13 protein-coding genes are annotated in these 13080 nt (G+C 69.7%); 2 read left to right on the top strand and 11 right to left on the bottom strand.

Going from position 1 to position 13080, the window contains the following annotated elements:
* Window positions 1-107 precede the first annotated feature (107 nt).
* Both MOQ72_RS07110 and glmS read right to left on the bottom strand, forming a co-directional pair.
* The gene (locus MOQ72_RS07110; RefSeq protein ID WP_242181315.1) at window positions 108-1628 is read right to left on the bottom strand and encodes an NAD(P)H-hydrate dehydratase; all 1521 of its coding nucleotides are present in this window, start codon (window positions 1626-1628) and stop codon (window positions 108-110) included.
* A gap of 338 nt (window positions 1629-1966) precedes the next feature.
* Window positions 1967-3829 (bottom strand): glutamine--fructose-6-phosphate transaminase (isomerizing), encoded by a 1863-nt coding sequence (gene glmS, locus MOQ72_RS07105; RefSeq protein WP_242181314.1) that lies wholly within the window; start codon window positions 3827-3829, stop codon window positions 1967-1969.
* 115 nt (window positions 3830-3944) lie between these two features.
* Here glmS and MOQ72_RS07100 point away from each other — a divergent pair, with 115 nt between their 5' ends.
* Window positions 3945-4781, top strand: a complete 837-nt coding sequence (locus tag MOQ72_RS07100; RefSeq protein ID WP_242181313.1) for a dienelactone hydrolase family protein — start codon at window positions 3945-3947, stop codon at window positions 4779-4781.
* Window positions 4782-4961: 180 nt separating this feature from the next.
* Entirely contained in the window at window positions 4962-5615 is a 654-nt protein-coding gene (locus MOQ72_RS07095; protein ID WP_242181311.1) for a hypothetical protein, read from the top strand.
* Between the two features lie 41 nt (window positions 5616-5656).
* Here the strand turns inward: MOQ72_RS07095 and MOQ72_RS07090 are convergent, their stop codons facing one another.
* The 9 genes from MOQ72_RS07090 to rplM all read right to left on the bottom strand — a co-directional run bounded on the left by MOQ72_RS07090 (window position 5657) and on the right by rplM (window position 12906).
* Window positions 5657-6277 carry a hypothetical protein gene (locus MOQ72_RS07090; protein ID WP_242181309.1) on the bottom strand — a complete coding sequence of 207 codons (621 nt, stop codon included), beginning with the start codon at window positions 6275-6277 and terminating at the stop codon, window positions 5657-5659.
* A gap of 34 nt (window positions 6278-6311) precedes the next feature.
* Window positions 6312-8915 (bottom strand): hypothetical protein, encoded by a 2604-nt coding sequence (locus MOQ72_RS07085; RefSeq protein WP_242181308.1) that lies wholly within the window; start codon window positions 8913-8915, stop codon window positions 6312-6314.
* Entirely contained in the window at window positions 8915-9226 is a 312-nt protein-coding gene (locus MOQ72_RS07080) for a hypothetical protein (RefSeq protein ID WP_242181306.1), read from the bottom strand. The genes MOQ72_RS07085 and MOQ72_RS07080 overlap by 1 nt, the downstream gene beginning before the upstream one ends.
* A gap of 160 nt (window positions 9227-9386) precedes the next feature.
* Window positions 9387-9608, bottom strand: coding sequence for a hypothetical protein (locus MOQ72_RS07075; protein WP_242181304.1), 222 nt, complete (start codon window positions 9606-9608; stop codon window positions 9387-9389).
* Between the two features lie 26 nt (window positions 9609-9634).
* Complete coding sequence (locus tag MOQ72_RS07070; protein WP_242181303.1) at window positions 9635-9793, bottom strand: hypothetical protein; 159 nt, start codon at window positions 9791-9793, stop codon at window positions 9635-9637.
* Window positions 9794-10143: 350 nt separating this feature from the next.
* Window positions 10144-10302 (bottom strand): hypothetical protein, encoded by a 159-nt coding sequence (locus MOQ72_RS07065; RefSeq protein ID WP_242181302.1) that lies wholly within the window; start codon window positions 10300-10302, stop codon window positions 10144-10146.
* 53 nt (window positions 10303-10355) lie between these two features.
* The gene (glmM, locus tag MOQ72_RS07060; RefSeq protein ID WP_242181301.1) at window positions 10356-11690 is read right to left on the bottom strand and encodes a phosphoglucosamine mutase; all 1335 of its coding nucleotides are present in this window, start codon (window positions 11688-11690) and stop codon (window positions 10356-10358) included.
* Window positions 11691-11941: 251 nt separating this feature from the next.
* Window positions 11942-12433: a 30S ribosomal protein S9 gene (gene rpsI / locus MOQ72_RS07055; protein WP_372495305.1), complete on the bottom strand. Its 492-nt coding sequence runs from the start codon at window positions 12431-12433 to the stop codon at window positions 11942-11944.
* Window positions 12434-12459: 26 nt separating this feature from the next.
* Complete coding sequence (gene rplM / locus MOQ72_RS07050; protein ID WP_242181300.1) at window positions 12460-12906, bottom strand: 50S ribosomal protein L13; 447 nt, start codon at window positions 12904-12906, stop codon at window positions 12460-12462.
* Window positions 12907-13080 lie beyond the last annotated feature (174 nt).

The following is a 13080-nucleotide window of genomic DNA, read 5'->3' as shown; positions in this document are numbered from 1 at the left end:
CCCCCCCCCCCCCCCCCCCCCCCCCCCCCCCCCCCCCCCCCCCCCCCCGGGGGGGCCCCCCCCCCGGGGGGGGCCCCCCCCCCCCCCCCCCCACGACCACGTGCCGGTCAGCTGGAGAGGGCCGCTTCGCGGACCGCTCGGATGGCCGCTGGGACCGCCGCGAGCAGGGCGGACGCCCCGATCGGTGCGCCCACTTCGCCCGGGGTGCGGCCGGGCGCGCCGTGGGCCGCGAGGTCGGCCGCGAGAGCGTGCACGTAGGCGGCGTAGCCGCAGGCCAGCCACGGCTCCACGTCGCTGGCCAGGAGCGCGCCGATCAGCCCGGTGAGCACGTCGCCGGAGCCTGCCGTGGCTGGCCAGGCGTGCCGCGAGTCGTTGACGAGCACTCGGCCGTCCGGCGCGGCGATGATCGTGGTGTTGCCCTTGAGCAGCACCACGGCGTCGAAGTGGGCGGCGACCTCGCGCGCCGCCGCTACCCGATCGGCGCCGAGCTCTTCGCGGGATAGCCGGGCGAACTCGCCCGCGTGCGGCGTCAGCACCAGCGGTGCATCCGGGTCCCGCGCATCCCACAGCGTCGCGTCGTTGGCCAGCAACGTGATCGAGTCGGCGTCCGCGCACACCGGCCGACCCAGTTCCAGCACGTGCTGCAGCACCTCCCGGCCGCTGGCGCCGATACCGATCCCCGGTCCCACCGCCCACGCCTGCACCCGCCCGGCGTCGGTGACCGAGCCGGTCACCACCACCTCCGGCCAGCGCGACCGCACCGCGTCCGCGGCCGGACCCGCGTAGCGCACCATGCCAGCGGTCGCCTGCACCGCGGCTCCGCTGGCGAGCACCGCCGCGCCGGGGTAGGTCGCCGACCCGGCGGCGACGCCGACCACGCCCTGGCTGTACTTGTCGTCGGCCGGTCCCGGCACCGGCCAGCCAGCGCCGATCTCGGCGGCTTGCAGCAGGTAGAGATCGGGATCGGGGAGGTCGTCGGTCAACCCGATGTCGATCACCTCGACATCCCCGGAATGCACCGCACCCGCGCCCAACACGTGGCACGGCTTGCGCCCGCCGAAGGTCACCGTGAGATCCGCCCGCACCGCCGGGCCGTCGACCGCGCCGGTGACCGGGTCGACGCCGCTGGGCAGGTCGACGGCGGTGATCGGCACGGTCACCCGGCGCACCAGTTCCGCCGCCGCCGGTCGCAGCGCACCGCGCGCGGACAGGCCCACGATCCCGTCGATCACGGCGTCGGCACGCTCGACCGCGTCGGCGGCCTCGGCCCCGATCCCCGCGGTGTCCGGACTCGGGCCCTCGGCCGGTACCGCTCGCCCCCCGGCGCGCCGCAACGCGGCGAGGCCCGCGGGGTGCGCCTTGTCCGGGGCTAGCAGCACTGCCGTGACGCCGACTCCGCGACGCCGGAGGAACGCCCCCGCCCACAGCGCGTCGCCACCGTTGTTGCCCGCGCCGACGAGCAACGCGACGCGCCGACCGGCAACGCCGCCGGTGAATTCGGCGAGCACGCGCGAGGTGTGGACGGACACGGCGTACGCGGCGCGCCGCATCACGGCCGGTTCGGGGGTCCGGGTGAACAGCCGCTGCTCAGCGGCGCGGATCTGATCCGGCGTCCACACTCCGTGCATAGCGTCCTCCCTCGGAACTGACGTCGAACTCGTGCTGCCCGGCGGTAGGGGTAGAGCCTGCCTTGCCCCTGTGCGGTGTCCCGGTGCGGGTCGCGGAACTGCCGATTTCCCGAAATCAGCGGTGGTCGAGCCCCGCACAACCGCTTCGACGAGCACCCATCACCGGTCGGCGGTTTCTGCACAGTCTGCCCGCTCCGCCGCGCCGATGATCGACGCCACCCGAGCCCGAGGCACGAGGCGGCAGCCCGCCAAAACCTCGCCTTCCGCCATCCGGAGTACGGGTGAGGGGCACCTGTGCCCAAGTAAGTTGGTCACAGGTGCCCCTCACCTGGAAAAGTTCACTCGACCGTGACGGATTTGGCGAGGTTCCGGGGTTTGTCGACGTCGTAGCCGCGGGTTCGGGCGATCTCCGCCGCCAGCACCTGCAACGGGACCGTGGACACCAGCGGCTGCAGCAGGGTCGGCACCGACGGGATGGTGACCAGTTCGTCGGCGAACGGGCGGACCTCGTCGTCGCCCTCCTCCGCGATGACGATCGTCCGGGCGCCGCGCGCCTGGATCTCGCGGATGTTGGAGACCATCTTGGCGTGCAGCAACGCCCGTCCGGTGGGCGAGGGCATGACCACGACCACCGGCAGGTCGTCCTCGATCAGCGCGATCGGCCCGTGCTTGAGCTCACCGGCGGCGAAGCCCTCGGCGTGCATGTAGGCGAGTTCCTTGAGCTTGAGCGCGCCCTCCAGCGCCACCGGATACCCGACGTGCCGCCCGAGGAACAGCACCGCCTTGGCGTCGGCCATTTCGCGCCCCAGCCGCCGTACCTGCTCCACCGTGGACAACGTCCGGCGGACCGCCTCGGGCATCGCGGCCAACTCGGCGAACTCCCGCGCCACCTCGTCGGAGTACTTCGTGCCGCGAGCCTGCGCCAGGGCCAGTCCGACCAGGTAGCTCGCCGCGATCTGGGCCAGGAAGGTCTTGGTCGCCGCGACTCCGATCTCCGGCCCGGCGTGGGTGTAGAGCACCGCGTCGGACTCGCGCGGGATCTGCGCGCCGTTGGTGTTGCAGATCGCCAGCACCCGCGCCCGCTGGGTACGCGCATGCCGCACCGCTTCCAGGGTGTCGGCGGTCTCGCCGGACTGCGAGATCGCCACCACCAGCGTGTCCCGCCCCAGAACCGGGTCGCGGTAGCGGAATTCGCTGGCCAGCTCCACCTCGACCGGCACCCGGCACCAGTGCTCGATGGCGTACTTGGCGAGCAGCCCCGAGTGGTATGCGGTGCCGCAGGCGACCACGAAGACCTTGTCCACATCGCGCAGGTCCTGCTCGGTGATCCGGAGTTCGTCGAGCACGATGCCACCATCGACGAAGTGCCCGCGCAGCGTGTTCTCCAGCGCTTCGGGCTGCTCGTCGATCTCCTTGAGCATGAAGTAGTCGTGGCCGCCCTTCTCGGCGGCCGACAGGTCCCAGTCAACGCTGAACGGCTTGGCCTCGACCTCCTCGGCGGCGAAGTCGGTCACCCGGTAACCGTCGCGGGTGATGGTGACCACCTGGTCCTGGCCGAGCTCCACGGCGTTGCGGGTGTGCTCGATGAACGCGGCGACATCCGAAGCGACGAAGTGCTCTCCGTCGCCAACCCCGACGACCAACGGCGACGAGCGCCGGGCGGCGACGATCTTGCCCGGCTCGGCGGCGTGCGTGACGACCAAGGTGAAGGCGCCCTCCAGGCGTCGGGCCACCGCGCACACGCTGGCGGTCAGGTCACCGGCGGTCGGACCGCTGGCGTAGGCGGCGGCGACCAGGTGCGCCGCGGTTTCGGTGTCGGTGTCGCTGGCCATCTCGACGCCCGCCGCTTCCAGTTCGGCGCGCAGCGCGGCGAAGTTCTCGATGATGCCGTTGTGCACCACCGCGACCTGTCCGCTGGCGTCGCGGTGCGGGTGGGCGTTGCGGTCGGTCGGCGCCCCGTGGGTTGCCCACCGGGTATGCCCCATACCGCTGTGTCCCGCGAACGCATCGCCGTCGACCTCGGCGAGCCGTTTCTCCAGGTTCGACAGCGCACCCGCGGCGCGCTCCACCGCGAGGCTGCCCGCACCGTCGAGCAGCGCGACCCCGGCCGAGTCGTAACCCCGGTACTCAAGTCGTCGAAGTCCGCCCAGCACGACTTCCAGCGCCTGGCGATGTCCTACGTAACCCACGATGCCGCACACCCGGAACAGCGTAGCTACTCCACATGGTCTGAACCTGTCGGCATTGGGTGGATCGGAAGCTCCCGCCCAGGCGGCTACCGCGCGCGCAGGCGCAGGTCCGCTACCGTTGCTGACCATGGCGCGCACTGCCAAGAAGGCCCCTTCCGCGAAGAACGCGTTCAACGAGTTGTCCCGACGCGGACCGCACGACGTGTTGCACGGTGACCTGGCCCTCGTCGGCCTGCCCGGCATCGTCTGCACCCCGCGCAGCGGCCTCGGGCTACCAGCGATCGCGTTCGGACACGGGTGGTTGCAGCCGCCTCGGCGCTACCTCGGTCTGCTCCGGCACCTCGCCTCGTGGGGCATCGTGGTTGCCGCACCCGCCACCCAGCGCGGGCCGCTCGCCTCGCACCGGCTGTTCAGCACAGATCTGCGGACCGCGCTGGACATCTGCGTCGGAGTCCGGCTCGGCGACGGAGAGATCAGCGTCGATCCGAAGCGGCTCGCGGTCGCCGGACACGCCATGGGCGGCGGCTGCGCGGTGCTGACAGCGGCTGAGGACGCCCGGATCCGTTCAGTCGCCACGCTGGCGGCGGCCGAGACCATGCCGTCGGCGTTCGACGCGGCGAGCCAGGTCAAGGTGCCCGGCCTGCACCTCGCCGCAGGCAACGACCTGCTGGCCCCAGCGGTGGCCAACGCCGAGCCGATCGCCCGAGCATGGGGTGGTCCGGTGCAGCTGCGAACCGTGAAGAAGGCGAGCCACCTCGGCTTCACGGAGGGGCAGCACTGGACGCGAATGGTGTTGCACGGCAAGTCCGAGTACGCAACGCAGCGCGTGGCCAAGGCGCTGCTGACCGCGTTCTTCCTCCGCACACTGACCGGAGACCGGCGCGGCGAAGCACTGCTGCGCACCGACATCGGCGGCAGCGCCATCGACCACGCACACACCCGCGGCGAGCTAGCCGCAGCGTGACTCACACCCCGACGCAATCTCCTTAGCGAACTTCTCGCCACCCGCGTCCGCCTCGTCGACCGGATCGCCGCAGAACTGGCCGCGATGAGCAGGGCGCGGCGTTTGAGCTCGCTGCGGCTGCATTGACACACGGCGGGAAGCAGCCCACGCACCCGGCCCGGTGCGACACAATCGGCAACTATGACCTCGCCGCAACCACCCTACGGCCAGCCCCAACAACCGGGACCGCCCGGCTACCCAGCACAACCGGGCTACCCCCAACAACCTCCGCCGCAACAGCCGATGCCGCCGCCCGGCTACCCACAACCAGGCTTCCAACAACAGCCGGGATATCCGCCGCAGCAGCCGGGATACCCGCAGCAGCCCGGTTATCCCCAGCAGCCGCAGAGCTCCGGAGCTTCCCCGATCTTCGCAATCATCGTCGGCGCCATCTCGATCATCGTCGGCTTGATCGTCTTCATCGACTTCGTCGACTCCTCACTGGTCAACCTGCTCCTCTGCGTCCCAGGTGCCTTGGCGTTGATCGCTGGCGGTGTCCTGCTGATCCTCCGACTCCGAGTCGCGCCGTGGGTGATCGTCGGCGCGACCGTGCTGTTCTTCGGCTATCTGGTGAAGGAAATGGTCTACGGCTACCTGAACATGGAGCCGGAGCGCGGCGAGACGCTAGCCGACGCGCTCTACTCCTGGTCGGGCATCGTGACGCTGGTCCCGGCCGCGATCCTCACCGGACTCGTATTCCTGCCGTTCGTTCGGAAGGGGCTCAAACCGAAATCCGGCAGCGTGCCACCGCCAGGCGCATACCCGGTCCAACCGGGCGGCTTTCCCCAGCGCTGACATTTCGGGCTGTGATCCGGCGGATCACAGCCCGAAATCTTTCACCGCAACCAGCTCTGGTTTTCGTAATCGTCGTCATCGTCGACCGCTGGCCGCCGCCGAGGGGCGGGCTTGGGCGGTGCCGGTGGTGGTGGCGGCGCGGCTGGCGGTGGGGTCGGCTGCTGGTTGCGGCGGCCGAACCGGCCAGCTTGGACGTTCCAACCGCTGTTCTGCTCCGGGGCGGGGCGGGCCGGTTCCGGCGGCGCGGCGGCGGGCTGGCCGAACCGCCCGCTGCGAGCCTGCCATTCCGGCTGTGCCGACTGCGCCGACTCTGCCGTGGTCGCCGCCGGTTCCTCCGCCGCGGCCTTGCTCTGCTGCTGCGCGTAGAGGTGCTGGGAGAAGCGCTCGACTTCGGGGTCGGCGTCTTCGGTCTCCGGTTCCTCGCCGACGGCGATTTCCTGGAGCTTGGCGCTCTCCTCGGCCTTGCGCATGTTCGCGGCGCGCTCGCGAATGCGCTCGACGAGTTTCTGCCCCTTCTCGGAGAGCTCCTTGGAGCTCTTGTCCGCGGCCTTGGCGGAGTCCTGCCAGCTCTCCTCGATCACGCGTCTGCTGGCCGCGTTCTCCCGGACCATGCCTTCCATGTGGTTCCGGAAAGCCTTGGCGTTCTCACTGACGGCGGTCACCGGCCCACCTCTTCATCGCCTCGCCTGGCATGTCTCACCGCTCGCGGTCCTCGCCGAGCACCGACCGGAACCGCACGTTCGACGCGTCGACGCCGTCGTCGAACAGCTGGCCCTGGGTGCGCCACGGGCTGGAGTTGGTGCGTTCCTGTTCACCGCCCTGCTGGCCGCCCTGACCTCCCATGGCACCCATGCCACCCATCATGCCGCCGCCCATCGCGGCGCTCTGGCTGCCCTGGCCCTGGCCGCCCGGACCGGGCTGAGCACCTTGACCCTGGCCGCCGCCGCTCGGGTCACCGAACGACGACAGGCCGGTGGCTCCCTGCGGGCTACCTGCTGCCGAGTCGTCCAGTGACGGAAGCCCGACCGAACCGTCGGGACCTGGCTGGCCGGGGCCACCGGGCGTGCCCGGCTGGTCCGGCCCGCCGACGCCGAGCAGCTGGCCGGAGGCGCTGCCGAATGAGTTCTGCACGCCCTCGCCCGTGCCGCTGAAAGCACCGAAACCTGCCGACTGCGGCGTGGTGGAGGCCGGTGCACCTGCCGCCGCGGGTTGGGTTTCCGGAACTCCGCCGCTGGTGTCGTAGGCGGGCATGGTGCCCATCGCGGGTGCGGACATCGGGCTGCCGATGTCCGCCGCTGGCATGGTGCCCGCGCCTGGTCCGGGCATCGGCGCACCCGCATCGGGTGCGGGCATGGTGCCAAACGGCGGTTCCGCGCGGAACGACTCGCGGAACTCGCCCGGCCTACCCCCTTCGGACGGCGGCACCGGCTCCGGCTGGCCCAGGTTCGGCGGCGGTGGCTGACGCAGGTCGTCACCGAAGTCGACCGTCTGGTTCAGCGGCGGCTGGCCACCACCGTTGTCGACGTTCACCTTGACCTGGCCGTCGGGCGTCCGTTCCAACGTGATGGTGCGATCGCCCTCGTGGATCACGGCTTTGCCGTCCTCACCCGGCTGCACCGGGATCGGCGGCGGGCCACCGGGCGCGACGAGTCCGCCCGGCGGCTGGCCCGGCGCGGGCATCGTCTGCATGCCGCCTTGGCCGGGCATCTGCCCCGGCATGGGCTGGCCGGGCATGGGCTGACCCGGTTGACCCGGTATCGGCTGGCCCGGGGCACCGCCACCAGGACCGAAGTCGACCGCATAGGTCTTGGGCTGGCCGTCCGGACCCATCACCTGGACCTGCATCTTGCCGTCGGCACCGGGCTCCTGGAGGGTGACCGCGTTCTGGCCCTCGCCGAGCGTCACCTTCTCCTGGTCGCCCGGCGCACCAGGGGCGCCCTCGCCGAGCTGCGGCATGCCGGGAACCTCGGGCATTTCCGGTGGTTTCGGCATCTCCGGCGGCTTCGGCATCTCCGCACCGCCGCCACCAGTGCCACCGCCACCACCGCCGGAGCCGGAGCCGCCACCACCCCCGCCGGAACCACCGCCGCCCTTGTCGCCGCCGCTCTTGTCGCCGCCGCCCTTCTTGTCGTCGCCCTCGTCCCTGCCGCCGGGGTTCTTGAAGGGGTTCTCCTCAGCCTTGCCGAGCTCGGTGTTGAGCTTCTTCCAGGCGTCGTCGATGTCCTTCTTGGTCTTGTCGCACAGGTCGGTGAAGCCCTTGCACTGGTCTTCAACCGTCTTGGCGAAGGTCTGGCGGACGCCCTTGCGGCATTCGTCCTGGATCTTCTGCTTCGCCTCGTCGCTGAGGTCGCCGCAATCCTCGTCGATCTCGACCTTCCAGATCGAGCATGCCTTGCGCAGCGTGGTGTCGTCGTCAGTGCCGTTGGCGACCTGGATCGTGGTGTCCCAGTCCTGGGGCGCCTTTTCGCCCAGCCGCTCGGCGTACTTGTCGAGTTCGAGCACCGCGGACGCCTTGCCGCGCACCATCTCGGCCACCGCTTTGACGGTGTCCTGGGTCATCGACGCCGCGTCGCTGACGGTGGTGATGACGCGTTCCTGCGCGGTCGGGGTGAACTTCGACGAGAAGAAGTCCTGCGAGGCGTCCGATGCGCCACCGGTCCAGCTCTTCCACAGCCCGCCGAGCTTGTCGGACATGGTCTGCAGCGACTCCCGCATGCCCTTCTCGCCAGCTTTGAGGTCGTCGATGTTCTTGGCGAACTTGTCGAAGTTCAGCTGGCGCTGCTCGTCGTAGCGCTCCTTGATCTTGTCGACCTTGAGGACCTTGCTCTTGTCGTTGTAGTCGTGCTCGATCTTCTCGTACAGCGGCACCCAGTTCTCGAAGAACAACAGGCCGGGCTTGCCGGCGTCGAGCAGTTCGTCCCCCGACTTGGCACCCGCGCCGCCGTTCTCCCCGTTCTCGGCCTTGCGCTTGCTGTCTTCGAGGGCGTTCTTGCCGTTCTTGACGTCCTGGTCGTGCTTCTTGTCCCGCTCGGCGCCCTTGTCGGCCTCACCCTTGGCGTTGTTGTAGGCGTCCTTGAGGTCCTGGTCGTTGTCTCCCCAACTGTTCGCGCCCTGGGTCTTCCAGTACCCGTCGTCGTACTTGTCGAGGTAGGGCTCGACCTCATCCCGAATACCGAAAGCGCTCCAGTCGTCTTCGCCCGCGTAGGCGACCGCAAGCTCGCGCTTCTTGTCGTCCGAGACGTTCGGGTCATCGAGAAGTTTCTTGATGTCTTCCCACTTCGGGTTTCCCTCGTCCGACATCAGTTACCCCCAGACTTGCCGACGGTCTCGGCGGCGTCGGCGTCGGACCAGTTGTAGCCGGAGCCGGTCTTCTCCAGCTTTTCGGCGAAGTCGTCCATCGCGTCGGCCATGCTGGCCACGCACTTGGAGATCTTCGTCATCGCCTCCTGGTAGGGCTGGAAGTTCGCCCCATGCGCCTTGCCGAAATCGGCCTGCCCCATGCCGAGCTCGCCGATCTTCTTGCTGTGGTCGTCCCGGACCGGGTCCGCAGCCCCCCGGACACTTCCCGCTGTGGAGACGAATTCACCGGCATTTGCCCCGAACCCGGACACCGTTCCCCCTCCTCGTCGCTGAACCGCCCGCAACCCGAACGGTCGCGTCGGCAATCGTTCCGACGCTCGTCAAGACCATCTGGTTCCTTATCTTGACAGGTTCCGTTTCGCGAAAGGCCGAGTTCGAAGAGGTACTTGCATCCGCGAAGGGATGCGCGGCTCACTGCGGCGGGTACGGCCCTTGCGGGGGCTGACCAAAACCCTGCTGGGGCGGATACTGCTGCGGCGGGTATTGCTGGGGCGATTGCGGCGCGAAGCCCTGCTGCGGGTATGCCGCCGGTTGCCGTGCGCCGCTCCTGCTCTTGACGATCAGCAGCGCTGTCAACGCACCCGCACCGCCGCCGAACAGCACGCTGATCACCAGCGTGATCAAGAGATTCACTGCTTCCTCCTGCTAAACCTGCGTCATCACTGCCGGTAGGGCGGCTGTCCGAAACCCTGCTGCGGTGGGTACTGCGGCAGGGGCGGTTGCGGTCTGTTCTTGGTCGCCAGGGTAGCGACGAGCGCGCCGCCACCCGCACCGGCGAGCACGCTCACCACGAGCGCGATAAGGATTACAAAGATCACCGGGCCTCCCGCTGTTCAAGAGCCGAACCTATCTGAGCGCGCCCGGAACGGACAGCAGCCCGGCGGCAGATCACCGCCAGCGAAGCAGGGGCTCGGGAGCACCCCGAACACCAGGCACGCCGAGGCCGCCAAACAACCGCGAGGACGGACCAAAAACCGATCGAGATCACGGCACGCCAGTATTCCGAGCCGGGCGGGAACGTGGCGTGGGATCAGCCGAAGATCGTATGCAGGCCCCAACCCTGCGCCATAACGACGGCGAGCACGAATGCGGCTAGGAGCATGCACGCCAATGGCACGATCAGAACCACCAGCAGGTCACCGAAGAACCGGCCGCGCATCTCGCACGCTCAGCTTCGCCGTCGGCGGTTCACGAACCAGGATCGACTCTCGTGCGCGGCGTTGACGGCCTTGAGGCCAGCCAGCGCGAGCGCGGAGAAGATCACAAGAGCGACGACGAGCCCGATAGCGACGAGACCCACGACCATGGCGACAACGATGGCACCCATGTGAGCAGGATCTCACAGATCGTCACGTTATGAGAGGGTGAAATCACCAACGATCATCGGATCGCGGCAACGATTTCCACCAACCGCTCGGCGACGGCCTGCGCGCTCTCCTCACTCGGCGCCTCGACCATCACTCGAACCAGTTGCTCGGTGCCGGATGGGCGCAGCAGGATCCGACCGGTGTCCCCGAGTTCCGCCTCGGCCGCCGCCACCGCCGAGGCCACCTCCGGCGCCGCGACCACCGCCGCCTTGTCCACCACCCGCACGTTGACCAGCACCTGCGGCAGTCGGCGCATGACCTTGGCCAACGACGCGAGCGGCGTGCCGGTCGCCGCCATCCGGCCCATCAGCCGCAGCGCGGTGAGCAGGCCGTCACCGGTAGTGGCATGGCCCGGCAGGACGACGTGACCGGACTGCTCGCCGCCGAGCGCGAAACCGCCGGAGCGCAGCTCCTCCAACACGTATCGGTCACCGACGGCCGTGGTGCGCAGCGCAACGCCGTGCTCGCGCATCGCCAGGTGCAGACCGAGGTTGCTCATCACGGTCGCGACCAGCGTGTTCTCCGTGAGCTCGCCAGCGTCGTGCATGGCCACCGCGAGGATCGCCATGATCTGGTCGCCGTCCACCACAGCTCCGCTGGCGTCCACCGCCAGGCAGCGGTCCGCGTCGCCGTCGTGCGCGATGCCGAGATCCGCGCCGTACTCGACCACTGCGGCCTGCAGCCCGTCGAGGTGCGTCGATCCGACGCCGTCGTTGATGTTGATGCCGTCCGGCTCGGCGTTGATCGCGATCACCTCGGCACCGGCCCGGCGATATGCCTCGGGCGCGGCAGCGGCAGCGGCGCCGTTGGCGCAGTCCAGGACGACCTTCAAGCCACCCAGCGACTGCGGGGCCGCCGCCAGCAAGTGAGCTACGTAACGCCGCGCCGCGTCGGGAACGTCGCGAACCCGGCCGACGTGCACCCCGGTGGGTCGGTCGACCTGTTCGTCGAGGCGCGCCTCGATCTCGTCCTCCACGGCGTCCGGCAGCTTGTGCCCGCCCGCCGCGAACAGCTTGATCCCGTTGTCCGGCATCGGGTTGTGCGACGCGGAGATCATCACCCCGAGGTCCGCGCCCAGCTCGGCGACCAAGTGCGCCACCGCCGGGGTGGGCAGCACACCGACCCGCAGCACGTCGGCACCGGCCGAGGTCAGGCCCGCCGTGACGGCCGCCTCCAACATCTCGCCGCTGGCCCGCGGATCGCGGCCCACCAGCGCCACCCGGCGCTGCGAATCGTCCCGGTCGTAGAGCACCCGCGCCGCCGCTGCGGCCACCGACATCGCCAGCTCCGGCGGCAGATCGGCATTGGCCAACCCGCGCACCCCGTCGGTGCCGAACAACCGAGCCATCAGCAGCACATCCTCCTTGTGTGAAGCGGAAAACTCCGCGGACGCGCGAGGCGGACGCACCGCGGGTGCTCGTCCTCGAAGCGGTGCAGCCGCTCAGCCCACCCACGCGAGATGACCACCTGCCACCGGGGAGAAACCTACGCGCACCTGTGTCAGGCACAAGTCCGGGGCCAGCCGGTGCATACGACTGCGGGAGCAGTCCCGTCCGCTGTGGACGAACGACTGCTCCCGCAGATCGGATGTAGTTCGGGTCAGCGCTTGCTGTACTGCGGCGCCTTGCGGGCCTTCTTGAGGCCGTACTTCTTGCGCTCCTTCTCCCGCGCGTCGCGGGTGAGCATGCCCGCCTTCTTCAGCGCCGGGCGGTCGTCCGCGTCGTAGGCGACCAGCGCACGGGCGATCGCCATGCGCAGCGCACCGGCCTGCCCGGAGGGGCCGCCGCCGCGCAGCGTGGCCAGCACGTCGAAGCTCTCCACGCGCTCGACGGTGACCAGCGGCTCCTTGATCAGCTGCTGGTGCACCTTGTTCGGGAAGTACTGCTCAAGGCTCTTGCCGTTGAGCTTGAAGCCACCGCTGCCCGGCACCAGCCGGACCCGGACCACGGCTTCCTTGCGGCGACCCACGGTCTGCACCGGGCGGCCGGTCGGCACCGGGATCGGGGCAGGGGCAGGGGTCTCGACGGCTGCCTCGACGGTCTCCTCCGCAGCCTGCTCCGCCGGAGCCTGCTCCTCCGCCGGGTTGCTCACTTGCTCTTCCTGCTGAAGTTCGTCAGTCACTTCTCGACCTTCGCGTTGATCTCGAACGGCTGCGGGTTCTGGGCCTGGTGCGGGTGCTCCGGACCGGCGTAGACCTTGAGCTTCTTGCCCATGGCCCGGCCGAGCTTGTTCTTCGGCAACATGCCCTTGATCGCCTTTTCGAGCAGCCGCTCGGGGTGCTTCTGCAGCACCTCACCGAAGGACTGCTTGCGCAGACCACCGGGGTAGCCGCTGTGCCGGTAGTGGAACGCCTGCTCGCGCTTGTTACCGGTGAGGGCCACCTTCTCGGCGTTGACGACGACGACGAAGTCGCCGGTGTCGATGTGCGGTGCGTAGGTCGGCTTGTGCTTGCCGCGCAGCAGCGTCGCGGCCTGAGTTGCCAACCGGCCGAGCACCACATCCTCGGCGTCGATCACATGCCAGGCGCGGGTCACCTCGCCGGGCTTCGGGCTGTACGTGCGCACGGGTCTACCTCGTCGTCGTTCGCGTCGGAATCGTCAGTGCGGAGCCCGTCTCGATCACGCCGGTCGGCCCCCTCGGGAACTCCCTGGGGACCGGCACGCCCGCCAGCACCGCCGCCAGGATCGCGATCCGATCCGCTGGCGCGAACTGCAGCCGCGCACCGCACAACAAAGAAT

It is taken from the genome of Saccharopolyspora soli (assembly GCF_022678645.1).
GTDB lineage: Bacteria > Actinomycetota > Actinomycetes > Mycobacteriales > Pseudonocardiaceae > Saccharopolyspora > Saccharopolyspora soli.
The sequence above is the reverse complement of the archived record's forward strand: the minus strand, read 5'-3'. Positions and strand labels throughout refer to the sequence as shown.

Coding starts and splice junctions, on each gene's coding strand:
- MOQ72_RS07110 (WP_242181315.1), bottom strand. CDS start 1,628: ATGCACGGAGTGTGGACGCCGGATCAGATCCGCGCCGCTGAGCAGCGG.
- MOQ72_RS07100 (WP_242181313.1), top strand. CDS start 3,945: ATGGCGCGCACTGCCAAGAAGGCCCCTTCCGCGAAGAACGCGTTCAAC.
- MOQ72_RS07095 (WP_242181311.1), top strand. CDS start 4,962: ATGACCTCGCCGCAACCACCCTACGGCCAGCCCCAACAACCGGGACCG.
- MOQ72_RS07085 (WP_242181308.1), bottom strand. CDS start 8,915: ATGTCGGACGAGGGAAACCCGAAGTGGGAAGACATCAAGAAACTTCTC.
- MOQ72_RS07065 (WP_242181302.1), bottom strand. CDS start 10,302: ATGGGTGCCATCGTTGTCGCCATGGTCGTGGGTCTCGTCGCTATCGGG.
- glmM (WP_242181301.1), bottom strand. CDS start 11,690: ATGGCTCGGTTGTTCGGCACCGACGGGGTGCGCGGGTTGGCCAATGCC.